General features: G+C 50.8%; 12 protein-coding genes. 4 read left to right on the top strand and 8 right to left on the bottom strand.

Translation table 11 applies throughout. The features are described from left to right. Positions 1-142 precede the first annotated feature (142 nt). The 4 genes from Q0V82_RS06470 to Q0V82_RS06455 are packed head-to-tail and all read right to left on the bottom strand — an operon-like array spanning position 143 to position 3,081. Positions 143-925 carry a hypothetical protein gene (locus Q0V82_RS06470; protein WP_297573818.1) on the bottom strand — a complete coding sequence of 261 codons (783 nt, stop codon included), beginning with the start codon at positions 923-925 and terminating at the stop codon, positions 143-145. Next, a complete protein-coding gene (locus Q0V82_RS06465; protein WP_297573816.1) occupies positions 922-1,902 on the bottom strand; it encodes an MlaD family protein in 981 nt (326 codons plus the stop codon). Before Q0V82_RS06465 ends, Q0V82_RS06470 begins: the two co-directional genes overlap by 4 nt. Then, positions 1,892-2,458: a hypothetical protein gene (locus Q0V82_RS06460; protein WP_297573814.1), complete on the bottom strand. Its 567-nt coding sequence runs from the start codon at positions 2,456-2,458 to the stop codon at positions 1,892-1,894. Before Q0V82_RS06460 ends, Q0V82_RS06465 begins: the two co-directional genes overlap by 11 nt. Continuing rightward, the gene (locus tag Q0V82_RS06455; protein WP_297573813.1) at positions 2,455-3,081 is read right to left on the bottom strand and encodes an ABC transporter permease; all 627 of its coding nucleotides are present in this window, start codon (positions 3,079-3,081) and stop codon (positions 2,455-2,457) included. The genes Q0V82_RS06460 and Q0V82_RS06455 overlap by 4 nt, the downstream gene beginning before the upstream one ends. 321 nt (positions 3,082-3,402) lie before the next feature. Between Q0V82_RS06455 and trxB the strand changes: the two genes are divergently transcribed. Next, positions 3,403-4,356, top strand: a complete 954-nt coding sequence (gene trxB / locus Q0V82_RS06450; protein WP_297573811.1) for a thioredoxin-disulfide reductase — start codon at positions 3,403-3,405, stop codon at positions 4,354-4,356. Between the two features lie 199 nt (positions 4,357-4,555). On the opposite strand, the gene typA is transcribed toward trxB, so the two are convergent. The 3 genes from typA to Q0V82_RS06435 all read right to left on the bottom strand — a co-directional run bounded on the left by typA (position 4,556) and on the right by Q0V82_RS06435 (position 11,561). Beyond that, on the bottom strand, positions 4,556-6,364 hold the full coding sequence (gene typA / locus Q0V82_RS06445; protein WP_297573809.1) for a translational GTPase TypA: 1,809 nt from the start codon (positions 6,362-6,364) through the stop codon (positions 4,556-4,558). A 202-nt stretch (positions 6,365-6,566) separates the two neighbouring features. Then, positions 6,567-7,217, bottom strand: coding sequence for a CoA pyrophosphatase (locus Q0V82_RS06440; protein ID WP_297573807.1), 651 nt, complete (start codon positions 7,215-7,217; stop codon positions 6,567-6,569). 75 nt (positions 7,218-7,292) lie between these two features. Further along, on the bottom strand, positions 7,293-11,561 hold the full coding sequence (locus tag Q0V82_RS06435) for a PAS domain S-box protein (RefSeq protein ID WP_297573806.1): 4,269 nt from the start codon (positions 11,559-11,561) through the stop codon (positions 7,293-7,295). Positions 11,562-11,687: 126 nt separating this feature from the next. Here Q0V82_RS06435 and metG point away from each other — a divergent pair, with 126 nt between their 5' ends. Continuing rightward, positions 11,688-13,733: a methionine--tRNA ligase gene (gene metG / locus Q0V82_RS06430; RefSeq protein ID WP_297573805.1), complete on the top strand. Its 2,046-nt coding sequence runs from the start codon at positions 11,688-11,690 to the stop codon at positions 13,731-13,733. A gap of 212 nt (positions 13,734-13,945) precedes the next feature. Here metG and Q0V82_RS06425 read toward each other — a convergent pair whose 3' ends face one another. After that, positions 13,946-14,419: a WbuC family cupin fold metalloprotein gene (locus tag Q0V82_RS06425; RefSeq protein ID WP_297573804.1), complete on the bottom strand. Its 474-nt coding sequence runs from the start codon at positions 14,417-14,419 to the stop codon at positions 13,946-13,948. 315 nt (positions 14,420-14,734) lie between these two features. Here Q0V82_RS06425 and Q0V82_RS06420 point away from each other — a divergent pair, with 315 nt between their 5' ends. Further along, on the top strand, positions 14,735-15,823 hold the full coding sequence (locus Q0V82_RS06420) for a hypothetical protein (protein WP_297573803.1): 1,089 nt from the start codon (positions 14,735-14,737) through the stop codon (positions 15,821-15,823). Between the two features lie 12 nt (positions 15,824-15,835). Continuing rightward, positions 15,836-16,165: a ferredoxin gene (locus Q0V82_RS06415; RefSeq protein WP_297573801.1), complete on the top strand. Its 330-nt coding sequence runs from the start codon at positions 15,836-15,838 to the stop codon at positions 16,163-16,165. Positions 16,166-16,366: the final 201 nt, after the last annotated feature.

Raw genomic sequence — 16,366 nt, 5'->3', positions numbered from 1 at the left:
TCTTCCATTCGCACGGGACGCTTCAAACCATTTGAAGCGCACCCTTGACAGGGCGAACGGGATTTTAGCTGTGCTTATGTCGAAATTTTAAACCAACACAAACATAGCAAGCCAAATATTGTATAGGAAATCCAGTTTTTACTCAAGGCGAACATTCAATCGCTGCGCACAAAGACCCCAAATGCGCCTGCGCCTTCTTTTGCAACGCAATATCGCCTTTTTCCTTGGCGATCCGTAATAGCAATCGGTAATCATCCAGCAACCAGATAGGCTCGGCACTGTTGCGATCTGAATCAATCGCCTGCATCAACTGGCTCTCAGCATCGTGCCAGCGCCCTTGCTGCAAGGCCACCTCCGCCAATAAACGCCGCGAAAAGGCGCGCTCAGCCGGAAGTTCTTTTGCCCCATCGAGCGCCTGCGCCGCAAACTGCGCCGCAGCAGACGCATCACCTCGCGCAAGTGCAAGCTGTGCCGCTAAATTATCCATCTGCACCACTAGAAAACACGGCGCAGCACAATTTAAACGCGCCTGAGCCAATAACTGCTCGGCACGGGGTAAATCTTGCCGCACAGCCAGTTGCGCCAACTGCAAAGCAGCCTGCGCTTGCTGATCGGGCAAAAATTCGCCCTCTTGGAGCATCGGCATCAAAGCTTGCTCAGCCTGAACACCACGCCCCAAACGTTGACTTGCTTGCGCCAAACCCAATCTGGCCATACCCTGCCCACGCCAATCATCTATGGCCTGATATCCACGCAGCGCCTGCTGCCATTCACCCTCAGCACTTTCAATACGTCCATCCTGTATTGCCTGCAACGCCATACGGTGCGAGCGCTCGGCAAAGATACGTGCAGGTGAAGTCACCACCGGCGCCGTACCGCAAGCCGTGAGCACCGCGCAAAACAAAAACACCCAAACTCGATTCATCGCCGACTCTCCGGTACAGGCGCCTGCAGTGGCAAAGGCGCTAGCATGGTATTGATTGGCCAACTTTGATTCACCGCATCCAAAGTTTGCCGACCACCATACAGCAACTCATCGGAATGACGCACCAAGCTAGGCAAACTGGGCGCAGACAGCTCAACCGCCTGACGCACTACAGCGGCCGTCGCACTCGCATCTTTGGCCGCAGCATCAACACTCACCACAATCGACGCCGCCCCGATCAGCACGGGCGACAATTTCGTATTTAACTCTGCAGCCACCCCATCCACCCGCGTCAACAAGCGATCCGCACTGTTTAAGGTATTGCGTGCTTCAACATCCACCACGCCATCAACTCGAGTTAATAATTGATCGAGCCGTTGACGCGTTTCACGCATTTCAACACTCAGCTGCCGCACATTGGCCAGCGCCAAACGAATATCCCCCTTAGGGTCATTCAGGTAATCAAATGTTTGCTGCATCGAGTCAATCATCGGCAAAGTCCGATTGCTTAAATTTTGCGCAATATCAGCAATACCCAGCGCCGGCGCAAACACCAATACGCCACCCTCAACCAAACGAGGTGCCGCTACTGAACCACCAGCAATTTCGATGTAGTGATCCCCAATCAAACCCTCTTGCTGCAAAATAGCGATTGAATCGGCCTTCACCCATTGCATATATTGCTGCTCAATCAATAAAGTAACATCCACCTTTGCCTGCTCATTCAAGCTCACCTTATCAGTCACCCCAATACGAAACCCAGACAATCGCACCTGCATACCCGGCGTCAATCCACTGCCATTTTCGGCCACAAAATGCACTTTTTCCTTGCTACTAAAAAAGCCTTGCCGCTGCCCCAAAACCATCAACAGCACGGCAAAAGCCACAAAAACCCAAGTTGCCAACAACAACACCCGCCAAGTTAGCCAACGAAACCGCGGATCGCAATCCTTTAACAACTGAACTTTATTCTTCATTATCCCGACTCTTTACCAAGGTAACGCACTCAAACCCCGCAGGCGCGCTCTGTGTTGAGATCACCAGCAGCACCTGAGGCAAAGGCAGCTGCAAAAAGATCTTCACCAAAGGCCAGTCAGCACAATGCGGATCATGCCACCACGCCCACCATTCTTGCTCAACCAGCCAAATTGGCGCACCCTGCAAAGCCAAACGCAGCAAAGCCACCAGTCTGCGCTGCATGAGATCCAATCGATCAGGCAGCATCGCCAGCATCGCCGACTGCGTGGCAACATCTAAACCCGCCCGCTGTAAAATAGCCTGCAACGCCAACTCGGCACCCGACAAATCGCCGGCACCATGATACCAACACGGCAAAACGATGTTTTCCCACACTCGCAAATTACTAATTAAAACCGGCCTCGCCTCCAAAACCCCACACGCACTCAAAGCCGAACGATTTAAATCCGCTGAGATACGATCAATCCACCAGGAAAAATCGTCACGCTCAGCCAACTTCAGCCAAAACTGCCCGGATGCGAGGCTTAAATCAACATTCAAAACACTTTGCGTCATAACACCAGTGCCCAACAAAAATCCAACACAAACAGCGCTAGCAACCCTCGCAACACCGCCCGCGATGCGGCTTTGGGAATTTCAGACACCTGCAGCGGCACCGAAAACCCAGCATAAATCGACACCACGCCGGCCACCAAACCAAAGCTCGCGGCTTTAAATAAGCAAATCAACACTTCATGCCAGCGCAGCATGCGCTCCAAAGCAAAAATTTGATAACTGGCATCCCAACCGGTGGCAAATAATACGCCACCCAACACCGACGTGAGCGCCATCACCCCTGCCAAAACCACCGCCGCCACGGTCATACCCAGCACACGCGGTAGCAATAAATAAGACTCAATGGAAATCCCCATGCGCCGCAATGCGGCAACCTCACCCGAAATCCGCATCGAAGCCAACTCAATGGCCATCGCTGACGCCGAGCGCGCCACCATCATCAAGCACGCCAATAAGGGCGATAACTCAACAAAGCTCAAAGACCCTAAAAGCCGCAACGCCGCATCGCGACTTTGCCCATACTCTTCATGCAACTGCACCACGACCGTCGCACCCAAAGCAAAACCAGTAATCGCCACCAACCAGACCGCCTCATTGGCGGTGAAATAAATTTGTTTTAACAACACCCGCCTCACAGGCGGGCGCGCCAAAGCTCGAAAATGACCTAAAAAACGCCTCAAGATGATCAGCAACGTGCCTTCCTTTTTTGCATGATCCATACCGCATCAAAACATTGAATCGCAATTGTAAACAATTTTATCCTCTGACCCAGCCATTAACCTTAGCGACAGCAACACTTGATATTACCCAGCATCGCCCCCAACATTAAAAACAAGTCTTACACTATGACACCGATTTAAAAGCTAGATTAGAAGCTTTCTTAAAAAACCATTACACTCAAGCCCATTGAGCCGCATTATTTAGACCAACAGCAAGGAATCGACATGGCAAGCCAACACCACCGTTTACTCATTTTGGGCTCAGGCCCTGCAGGCTACACTGCCGCCGTCTATGCCGCACGCGCCAATTTAAAACCTGTATTAATTACGGGTATGGCGCAAGGCGGTCAACTCATGACCACCACGGAAGTCGACAACTGGCCCGCCGATTTTGACGGCGTACAAGGCCCAGAATTGATGACGCGCTTTCAAAAGCACGCTGAACGTTTTGGCACCGAAATGCTGTTTGATCACATCCACACGACGCACTTAACTGAAAAACCCCTCCGTTTGGTGGGCGACTCAGGCGAATACACTTGCGACGCACTGATTATTGCCACCGGTGCATCGGCGCAATACTTAGGCCTGCCTTCTGAAGAAGCGTTCTCTGGTCGCGGCGTTTCGGCCTGCGCCACATGCGACGGCTTCTTCTATCGCGGCCAAGATGTGGCCGTGGTGGGCGGCGGCAACACCGCCGTTGAAGAAGCACTTTACTTATCAAATATCGCCAAGCATGTGACTTTAGTTCACCGCCGAGATACTTTCCGCTCAGAAAAAATCTTGATCGACCATCTAATGGAAAAAGTTGCCGAGGGCAAAATCACCCTTGAAACCAATCAGACTCTCGACGAAGTTTTGGGCGACGCAACAGGCGTCACCGGTGCACGCTTGAAATCGACCGTCGATGGCTCGACCAAAGATTTGGCCTTGATGGGCGTGTTTATTGCCATTGGCCACAAACCAAACACCGACATTTTCAAGGGTCAGCTTGAGATGGACAACACAGGCTACATCATCACCCAAGGTGGCCGTAACGGCGGCGCAACCGCCACCAGCGTACCGGGCGTGTTTGCAGCAGGCGATGTGCAAGACCATATTTATCGCCAGGCAGTCACTTCTGCCGCCAGCGGCTGCCAAGCGGCATTGGATGCGGATAAATACCTAGAAACACTGCGATAAAATAGCGGGTATTTAGCCGTCAGCGTTGATGGCTAATGCCGATAGCAATACACCCAAAAAAACGCCATTCTTCTGGATGGCGTTTTTTTACGCCCCCATCAACTCATGACCCAGCCATGTCGAAATCCGCCACCAAGCAAACACCGGACGCAAAAAAACGCCAATCAAAAGATTGGCGTTTTACCTAACAAACCCGCAATTAAGCAGTTTTATTGCGACGACGTTCGTTATCAGTCAAGAAGCGTTTACGGATACGGATGGTTTTTGGTGTAATTTCAACCAATTCATCATCATCAATAAACTCAACCGCAGACTCAAGTGTCATTTTGATTGCAGTCGTCAAACGAACTGCTTCGTCAGTACCTGAAGTACGCACGTTAGTCAGTTGTTTACCTTTGATCGGGTTAACAACCAAATCGTTATCACGACTGTGAATACCGATGACCATACCTTCGTATAGTTTGTCGCCCGGCACTACGAACATACGACCGCGATCTTCTAGTTTCCACAGCGCATAAGCCACTGCTTCGCCATTGTCTTGAGAAATCAACACACCGTTGTGACGACCTGGCATTTCAGCTTTAGTCGGTGCGTAATCGTCAAATACGTGGCTCATCAAGCCAGTACCGCGAGTCAAGGTCATGAAGTCACCTTGGAAACCGATCAAGCCACGCGCAGGAACATGATATTCCAAACGAGTACGGCCTTGGCCATCTGATTCCATATTGGTCAACTCGCCACGACGACGACCGATTTCTTCCATCACGCCACCTTGGTGCTCGTCTTCCAAGTCGATGGTCAGATTTTCGTACGGCTCGCATTTCACGCCGTCGATGTCTTTAAACACCACGCGTGGTTTAGCCACGGCCAACTCGAATCCTTCACGGCGCATGGTTTCTAGCAAAATCGTCAAATGCAATTCGCCACGACCTGATACACGGAAAATATCTGTGTTTTCAGTATCTTCAACGCGGAGTGCCACGTTAACCAGCAATTCTTTAACTAGACGTTCGCGGATTTGACGGCTAGTTACAAACTTGCCTTCAGTACCAGCGAGTGGTGAAGTATTCACCATAAAGTCCATCGTCAACGTTGGTTCATCAACGCCAAGTACTGGCAAACCAACAGGCGCGTCTTTATCGCAGATGGTCACACCGATACCGATTTCATCCAAACCAGAAATAATGATGATATCGCCGGCTTCAGCTTCTTCAACTGGTACGCGCTCGAGGCCTTTAAAGCCCAAAACTTGATTGATACGGCCAGTCGAAACTTGGTCGCCATGATTCATAACCACAACCGATTGACCTGGCTTGATACGACCATTCAATACTTTACCTACGCCTAGACGACCAGTGTAAGTTGAATAATCTAGCGCAGAAATTTGCAATTGCAACGGCGCTTCAGGATCGCCCGGCGGGCTAGGTACAGTCGCCAACAATAGATCCAATAAAGGACGCATATTGTCAGACTCTTCTTCCAAAGTGAGTTTGGCAAAGCCATTCAAACCTGAAGCGAAAATCATTTTAAAATCGAGTTGTTCGTCAGTGGCGCCGAGTTTATCGAACAAATCAAAGATTTGATCGTGAACCCATTCTGGACGTGCGCCCGGACGGTCGATTTTGTTGATCACAACAATCGGTTTCAGACCCAAAGCCAAGGCTTTTTTGGTCACGAAACGCGTTTGTGGCATTGGGCCTTCAACGGCATCAACCAGCAGCAATACACCGTCAACCATACCCAATACACGTTCAACTTCACCACCGAAGTCCGCGTGACCTGGGGTGTCAACGATGTTGATGTGCGTGCCTTCGTATTCGATGGCAGTGTTTTTAGCCAGAATGGTAATACCACGTTCTTTTTCAAGATCGTTGGAATCCATTACGCGCTCAACGATAGCTTGGTTGGCGCGGAAAGTACCGGCTTGTTGTAAAAGCTGGTCTACCAGCGTGGTTTTACCATGATCGACGTGAGCGATAATGGCGACGTTACGAAGTGCACGGGTCATGTTTGGACTGTGGGCTATTTGCGAAAGTGGCGGATTGTATCACGCCTTAATGAAAAAACTGTGAACTCGTCAATGACTTTGGCGAGTAAAGCTGATTTTTATTGGAAAAATACTGATTAGCGGCAAACTAATTTGAGTGCTCACGCGAATGTTCAGCCCAAGCCGTGCCCGCCTTACGCCCAAACGCACCCCGTCAGGCGAGCTAGCGCAAACCAGATGACGAGCGGCATTGGTCATCCAACTCCAGCGTCATATCCCTAGGTATGCCTTCCAACATCAACTCTAGCGCGAAGTTGAGCAATATACCTGCAGTAGCCCCCCAAACCACCCGCTGATTCACTTCTAAAAAATGTGTCGCACCACGCACACCTTGTCGATTCACCCAACGCTTTTCATACAAAGAGCGATTCAGCAACGTGACCAAGGGCAACTCAAAAACGTCTGCCACTTCATTGGGGTCAACCCGAAGTGAGAAGCCAGGCTGCAAAATCCCCACTACCGGTGTGACGCAATAGCCACTAATGGTGTGGTACTCCCCCAAACAAGCGAGCACCTGCACCTGATCACACGGCAAACCAATTTCTTCGGCGGTTTCACGCAATGCCGTCGCTACAGGATCTGGGTCGCTCACTTCTGTCGCGCCGCCCGGAAAACTCACTTGTCCAGCGTGTTGCGATAAATGATCGGCCCTGACGGTGAGCAACACAGTGGCACCATCAGGATGCAACACAATCGGAATCAACACGGCGGCCGTTCGCCTAGAGTGATGCTGGTAGTCATAACCACTGACCCGTGACGAGCTTGCTAACTGCTGACTCAGCCAGTGCGGTAATTGCGCAACATCTGGCAACATATTGATTCATTCCTACTTAATGGCCATTGAGCCTATCATTTCGTGGGTCGAGCAAAACACGCATCTCACCCGCACTTAAACGCGCAATTGCTGCGATAAACCGACAGCCAAAGACTGCACCAAGGCAAATTGCGCCATTGCCGATTCAAAATCATTGTTTTTGGCGGCCTGCTCAATGGCCTTGCAATACACCGCCATTTTTGCCGCCCCCAATTGCGCCGCAGCGCCTTTCAACTTATGCGCAAAGCCAATCACTTGCGCTGCGTCGCCGGCGGTTATTGCGGGCGTTAAACCGGTGACACATTCATCCAAAGTCGGAAAAAACAAAGCCAACAGCTCTTCTTTCATATCCATACCAACCGCTTGCTTAAGCTCATCAAACATGCGATCAATATCTAACAACTCTTGCTGTAACTCTAAACTAATACCAACATCCATCTCGTCCTCCAACGCTTGTGGCTGCGGTGCCAAGTGCGCCAAGCGCCCTGACTTGGCCAAACCACGCTGTAGTGCCAGTGAAATCTCGGCCATATGAATCGGCTTGGCGACAAAATCATCCATCCCCACTGCATAACAATGATCGACATCCGATTGAAATGCATTCGCGGTTAAGGCGACAATATAAACACCCGCCTGCTCGGGCGGCAATGCACGAATCGTTTGTGTGGCCACAAAACCATCCATTTCGGGCATTTGGCAATCCATCAACACCATATCATAACGGCGCTGCTCAACGGCTGCGACCGCCAATGCGCCGTTTTCAACCACGTCGACCCGACAGCCAAATTTTTCCAACATCAATACCGCCACCTTCTGATTGATGGGGTTATCTTCAGCCAATAATAAATACGGTTTACTTGCTGCGATTTGCTCGGCCAAATGATGCGCCGTCACCAGATGCTGCGCTCCACGTGGAAATTGCCGCATTTTCAAGGCCTCTTCAATAACATGGAGCAACTGCGTTTGTCGGACGGGCTTAGTTAAAAAAGCAGAATACCCAGCCGCTTTGGCTTCTGCGGCAAGCCCAGGCACCGCCATCGAAGTCAGCAACACCAAAGGCAATGGCGTTTCACCCACCATAGCCTGAATTTGCCGCGCCAATTGCAAACCATCCAGATCAGGCAACTGTAAATCAACCAAAGCCAATGAAAAATGCGCTGGCGCTTGCGCCAAAACAGCCAGCGCCTCATGCGGCGAATGAAAACACGCCGGCAGCATACCAAAAGACGTTAACTGCAAAGTAATCAGCTCACGATTGGCCGCAAAATCATCCACCACCAGCACGCGCAGACCTTGCAAGGCCAGCTCAACCTCAGGCGGCGGCGCTTCGACTTTGGCAACCGCCAACGTCACCTCAAACCAAAACTCCGACCCTTCACCCAAAACGCTAACCACGCCCACTGCACCGGCCATGGCTTCGATTAAGCGCTTACAAATTGACAAGCCCAAGCCCGTACCGCCAAAGCGGCGCGTGGTCGATGCATCGGCTTGACAAAATGGCTTAAACAACGATATTTGCGCCGACTCGCTCATGCCAATGCCGGTGTCTTTAACGCTAAAACGCAATACACAGCGCTCATCATTTGAACCTGGCAGCGCCACCACCTCGCCTTGCGCCGTAAATTTAATCGCGTTATTGAGTAAATTAAGCACCACCTGCCGCAAACGACTTGGGTCGCCAATCAGCCGCAAAGGCACATTCGGGCTGGTAATACAGGCCAAATCAAGCGCCTGCTTGGCGGCTTTCTCCGCCACAATATCTAATGCCCCTTCTAGCAAATAGCGCACATCAAATTCAATATGCTCAAGCTGTAAATGCCCCGCTTCAATCTTAGAAAAATCTAAAATATCATTAATCAAACTCAGTAAAGCATCGCCTGATTGCTGAATCGCGCCAACAAACTCCAGTTGCACCGCATTCAACGGCGTATCGGCGAGCAAGGTCGAAAAACCAATCACCGCATTCATCGGCGTGCGAATTTCATGACTCATATTGGCCAAGAAATCACTTTTCGCCTGACTCGCCGCCACAGCCTGATCAATCGCCAACTCTAAAGCAGCATTAATATGTTTTTGCTCGGTCACATCGGTGGCAACGCCTAAATAACCAATCAATTGACCCGCATCATCGTAGCGCGCAGTCACAATTAGATTGACAGTCAGACGTGAGCCATCTTGGCAAATATACGTCCACTCATGGGTGTCGCTGCCCCCTTGTTTTGCCATAGACACCAGCACTTCAAACCCACTCACACACACGCCAGTTTGGGCCGCAATAGATTGCGCGCGGCTCGCCAACTCAGAGGGATCATGAAAGGCTTCTGGGGTTAAAACGCCAATCACTGCGTCGGCAGAATAACCGAGCATTTTTTCGGCACCGACATTAAACAGCTGAATTTCTCCGGCAATATCGGTCGCGATAATACAAATTTCGGTAGCCGAATTCACCACACTGCGTAATTGCTGCTGCAAATGGGTTAACGCGGTATCTTGCTCAATGAGCATTAATTCATTGTACTTACGCGCATCAATATCCAGATGAATCCCGGCGATTTTAATCGGCGCACCTTGCGCGTCACGCTCATACACCCGCCCAATCGCATGCACCCACCGCCACAGACCTTGCGCGGTTTTCATTCTTAATTCACAGCTATGGATCGCCGAATGCCCAGCCAAATGGGCGGTCAAAGAAGCTTCGGCCAAGGGCAAATCATCGGGGTGTAATAAGCTTCTCCAAGTTTCTACGCTGGGTATCAGCTCCTGAGTGACAAAACCCAACATCTCGCCCCACATACCCCCAAAAAATGACTCCCCGGTACGTAAATCTAAATCCCAAATCCCCAAGCCTGATGCCTCAACAATCATCGACAACTGCCGCTGATTGGCGCGCAATGCTTGCTCACTCGCTAAACGCACACTGATATCTCGAATTTGCGCCACCAAAAAAGTAGCCTCATCAATATGAAATTGATTCAAATTCACCTCGATGGGAATTAAATGGCCATCGAAGTGCTTGGCCCACAATTCACGACCCTTGCCCATGATCGAAGCGCCATTTTGATAGCGATATTGCGCCACATAATCGTCATGCTTGCGCGCCAATTCTTCCGGCATAAAGATTTTAATGTTTTTTCCCAGCACCTCATCCACAGCAAAACCAAACATCGATGTGACCGAACGATTCACCCCCAAAATCGTCCCTTGCAGATCGGCGGTCACAATCACATCGGGCGTACTATCAATCACCGCATCAAGTTGAATTTCACGCTGGCGCGCATGCAAAGACATCGCCTCAGCCAATGACTGCGCCTTCTCTTTTAACCTAGCGGCATTGAGCAAAGTAGCGGCAATCAACGCGGTAATAGACAGACCAAATAGCAATAATCCCAAGGGTAACCAGCTCTCTAAGCGTGCAGCAAAGCTATCGTTTGAGCTCAGCACCACCGTCCACGTCTGGCCACCGAGTTCTAGCTCGACTTGTCGCCGCAGATTACGATACTCGGGATGACTGGCACCTAGCACATAGTGTGAATCGTCGTCATACAATAAAAACTCCGGCTTGAGCACTTTGCCCGAGTACACCTCAAAATCGATGGTTTTTTTCTGATAATCATTTAAACCCGCCACCAACTTAGACATCAGCACCGGCGCATACACCCAGCCGAGGAGTGATTCAGCACGAAGTTTGGCCGATGGGTTTTCATCCCCCGCATTCGGTAGCAAATAATAGGGCAGCAAAATCAAAAATCCTGGCGACTTTTTGCCATCTTGTACCAGTTGAATCGGCGCACTCATCGCCATCCCTGCTGAATGCATGGCGCTCACCGCCGCCGCTTTACGCATCGGCTCACTAGCAATGTCCAAGCCGACCGCGACCTCATTGCCTTTGAGTGGCTCAATAAATTGAATTAAGTATTTTGTCCCCGCATTCGGGCCTTTGGCGCGCAACTGAAATTCAGGCCGGTAGTGCTGCTGCTCACGCACAAAAGCCGCCACATCTTGTGGCTCAACGCGGCGAATAAAGCCAACCCCCAAAGCACCAGGAAACACATCGGCTAAATTTAATTGCGCCACATACTGCTTAAAATGCTGTGGCTTTAATTGCCCGTGCGCCATTAAAGGCACGGTGCGCGCGCCATACAGACCCAAAGCCAAACTTTGTACCCGCAACTTTAAAGCGTTGACCAAGGGCTCAGATTGCCGCTCAAATTGAATATCGGTCTGCTGTTTAAGCTTAATCGCCGCAAATTGCCAAACAAAAATCGACAACACCACACCAACGATCACCACCGCCAGTAAGCGAAAATCATTCAAATGCTGAATTTTTTGCTTTATTGTTGACATTGATTGACAAGTTTTTGTATGGGTATTGAAAATACTATAGTCGAGGCCTTTCTATTTTTCTGTCAAACCGTCATTGCTGACTCTGCGTTATAATCAAGGTCATTTTCTTGCATATTTTGGCCGACCATGACCCGCAAAATACTCGTTACCTCTGCCCTACCTTACGCCAATGGCGCGATTCACCTTGGTCACTTGGTTGAATACATCCAAACCGACATCTGGGTTCGCTTTCAAAAATCTCGCGGTCACCAATGCCATTATGTTTGTGCGGACGACACGCACGGCACACCCATCATGCTGCGCGCAGAAAAAGAAGGCATTACACCCGAGGCGCTGATTGCCCGCGTGCACGGTGAACATTTACGTGACTTCAGCGGTTTTCATGTCGCATTTGACAATTACTACAGCACCAACAGCCCAGAAAACCGCGACTTTGCTTACGACATTTACGCTAAGCTCAAAGCCAACAACAAAATTGCCAAAAAAACCATTTCGCAATTATTTGACCCCGAAAAACAAATGTTCTTGCCCGATCGCTTTGTCAAAGGCGAATGCCCAAAGTGCGGCGCTAAAGATCAATACGGCGATAATTGTGAGGTATGCAGCGCAACGTATGCGCCGACCGAGCTTAAAAACCCATACTCTGCCGTATCAGGCGCAACACCGGTACTACGAGATTCAGAACATTTCTTTTTTAAGCTGGGCGAATGCGAAGACTTCTTAAAGACTTGGACCACCACGCCGGGCAAGTTGCAGCAAGAAGCAGCCAATAAAATGCAGGAATGGTTTGAATCAGGACTGACCGATTGGGATATTTCGCGCGATGCGCCGTATTTTGGTTTTGAAATCCCCGATGCGCCGGGCAAGTATTTTTACGTTTGGCTCGATGCGCCGGTGGGCTATATGGCCAGCCACAAAAACCTGTGCGATCGCTTAGGTTTGGACTTTGATAGCTACTGGAATAAAGATTCTGACGCCGAGCTGTATCATTTTATTGGCAAAGACATTTTGTATTTCCACTCGCTATTTTGGCCTGCGATGCTCGAGTACTCGGGCTATCGCACGCCAACTGCGATTTATAGCCACGGATTTTTGACCGTTGACGGCGCAAAAATGAGCAAATCGCGCGGCACCTTTATCACCGCCGAGTCGTACTTAGACCACCTGAACCCGGAGTGGCTGCGCTATTACTATGCTGCCAAACTCTCTAACACCGCTGAAGACATTGACTTAAACCTCGAAGACTTTACCGCACGGGTCAATTCCGACCTAATCGGCAAATACGTCAATATCGCCAGCCGCGCCGCCGGCTTTATCAGCAAACGCTTTGCAGGTCGCCTACACAGCGGCATCTTTGAAGCGGAAACCTATGCGCTAATGCCGGCGATTGTGGCACTGCAAAAGAAACTGCAAGGCGCTAGCGACAGCATTGCCAGCCTGTTTGAAAGCCGAGAATACAGCCGCGCCATTCGTGAAATCATGGCTTTAACCGACGAAGTCAATCAATACGTCGACACCGTTAAACCATGGGAAATGGCCAAGCACCCAGAGCAAAGTGACAATCTGCATGCGGTATGCAGCTTCTTGATCAATGCTTTCCGTATTTTGACGATTTACCTATCACCCGTATTGCCAAAGCTGGCCAATGACGTTGAAGCGTTCTTGAACATCGCGCCACTGCAATGGTCTGATGCTCAGCATTTATTGCTCGATCACAGCATCAACAGCTACAGCCATTTGATGGTGCGAATCGACCCGAAAAACATTGCCGCAATGATCGAAGCCAATGTGCAAGTGCTCGACACCCCAGTACCGACAGCGCCCGCTTACGAAATCCCCGCCATCAGTGAAACCATCAGCATTGATGACTTTATGAAGGTGGATTTACGCATTGCGCGCATCGCGGATGCACAGCACGTTGCTGGCGCGGAAAAACTCCTGCAACTGACGCTCGATTTAGGCAATGAAACACGCAATGTTTTTGCTGGGATTAAGTCGGCGTATAAACCCGAAGATTTGATCGGCAAGCACACCGTAATGGTGGCCAATTTAGCCGCGAGAAAAATGAAGTTTGGTTTGTCTGAGGGCATGGTATTGGCTGCTGGCGGTGACGGCGGCCTGTATATCTTAGAGCCGCACGAAGGCGCAAAACCGGGCATGCGGGTGAAATAAGCAAGCAGCCCGCAGCAACAGCCGCGCCCAATGGCGCGGCTTTTTTGTGCCGCGCCAACGTTAATGTCAATCGCGACCGCGACCGCGACCGAAGACTAACCGAGCTTAAGCCAGCAACACCACATCTAGAACGACACAACGAGCCGACCAAAACATCTGCGTAAAACTAATAGGTATAGCGCGGTAAACTATATTAAATATAGGCCAGCTGGCTATACATCAAATCGTGAACTCATCCAAGCTAGATATTCAACCGCGCCAGCCGCCCCTTCTGCTGGCGCCCAAGATGCGCGCTCATGGCTCGCCACCGGAAGATACGGCCCGGCTTTAGCTTCAAAAAACACCGTAGGCTCTAATGCGACCAAACTATGAAATACCCCCGGCGCAATATCAATACCCAGACAATCGCCCCCCGCCGCAATCACTTTTTGCGCAATCACCTCGCCCTCGGCATTAAAAATCAGCACCCCCATTCGCCCAGTCAGCACTACCATGGTTTCGGCTTTATCTACTGACAAATGACAATGCGGTTGCACATAGCTATTGGGTTGCAGTGCGTTGAGTAAGCGATGGCAACTAGCACCGTCAGCAGTGTGAAAATTAAAGTTTTTGCGCTGCCGTGGTGTTTGCTCGGCAGCACACAGCAATTCGGACAATACCGCCTGATCGATAAAACGCGTTTGCATGAGCATTCCAAGCAATTAAAAAGTCGCATCATGCAGTAAATTCGCCGCAAACCGCAAACTCGTCGCACAAAAAATAGCTTCGCCGCCGCCGATACCACAAACATGCGCACCAAAGCGGGACCGGCATCCACCAGCTTGGTGGGATAATTGGTCAGCAAAATCAAGCATATCCGGCAGCGATGACACCAACTCGTTCGATTGACTGCGCCAGCGTCTCGCCATTGCCCACACCAATCCGCGCCGCGCTCGCCGGGATGCCGACAGATTGCAATCAGATGGGTATAATTGCCGTTTTGGTTTCACTTAGCGCCTGCCATGAACCTGCCTGATCCTCGTCTATACCCTCGCGTTAACCCGCAAAATCCGATTATTCGTCAACTAATGTCGTTATTGACTGAGCGCGATGCTGCACAAGTAGCGCAAAAACGCCTCGGCTTGCAACAGCTGATGGCCGAATTACTCATGGCCAAAGATCATTACGCCCTCAATGGCGCACTGACTCAAGCGCCATCGCAAGACGCATGGATGACACTGTGGCATGCGCTGCGTCAAGAAGTAGAAAGCCCTAGCCAACACGCGCAACAATCGGCCACTTTATTTGCCATTCCGGTGGTATTGGTCGCTGGCTGCAAAGGTGAAACCACACTGCCGAGCGAAATCGATGGCGATGCGGCGCTGGCTATTTTGCGTGAACATGGCGTGATTGCGGCCGATGCCGATGCTTGGTTGTCAGGTGCATTGCTAGGTCCGGATATTTTGGCGGCCATTAGCCCAGCGCAATTGGCTGAATGGCGCGCGACACTCAGCGTGGCCCGCGACTTCCCGATTGATTCGGCCGGTAGCGCGATCAAATTTAAAGACGAAGCGGTGCTACTACGCTACTTAATCGGCGTAGTGATTGAACGCACCGGCGCTCCCGCCGCCATCACGCTCGGTGGCCAAGTCGGTAGCTGGGGCATGCCACTGGCCAATCTGATTGGCGAAGCGCTCCAGACCGACGGCGTAACCTTATTTCCGATTCCACGCACGCCGCTGCCTTGGCTGGCCGCGCAAGATGTCGGCCGCGTTACGCAGCTTGAAACTCGGCTGCAAGTAATGACCAGCAATGCGCTGCGCAGCATTCGCAGCAAAGGGCGCAGCCCAGTGGTGACCGTTGCCGCCCATGAAAACAATGAAATTCGGATTACCTTTGCCAGTAAAGAAGATCCGGAACGCTGGGAAGGCTATGTTTGGCCGCTCTTACCGTCCGACCATGTCGAGCTGATTGCGCAGTATATTCAAGAATTAATGCTCGAATGCCGGATGAGCGATTTGGTCTTTATTGACGGCGTACAGGCGGTATTCGATACCGATGGTTTGCCATTGTTTATCACGCCGCACACCAAAGCACCGGCATTGCAATAAAAGGAGCTGAGAATGAGCCATTATCAATACCATGTGTTTTTTTGCCTGAATCAGCGCGAACCTGGCGAGCGTCAGTCGTGTAATAGCTGCGGCGCAGATCAACTTTGGGCCTACGCCAAAGAGCGGGTGAAAGCGCTCAAACTCAATGGCGATGGCCAAGTGCGGATTAATAAAGCCGGCTGCCTTGAGCGCTGCGAAGAAGGCCCGGTGATCGTGATTTATCCTGAAGAGACTTGGTATACCTATATCGACAAAGACGACATTGATGAAATCGTCAACGAGCATTTATTGCACGGGCGAATTGTTGAGCGCCTTCTCATCCCGCCGCGCCCTGCTGAGTAAGCATTGGGCTACGGTGAAGGCATGCGAAATGACGCATGCCTTCACCTTTTATCAGCATTGCCCGTCATTATTTGATCTACGCTGCAATTGGCATCGACTTTAGCGGCAAAACAACGCCGCCTTTGCGAGCAGTCAGTAAAAATAATGGTAATGTTCAGATTTGGTGTTGATGCTGTGCCGCGCTCGTCGAGCTGGGGCTTA

Origin of the sequence: uncultured Deefgea sp. (assembly GCF_947072475.1) — a bacterium.
Lineage (GTDB): Bacteria > Pseudomonadota > Gammaproteobacteria > Burkholderiales > Chitinibacteraceae > Deefgea.
This window is presented reverse-complemented; position numbering and strand designations above follow the sequence as displayed.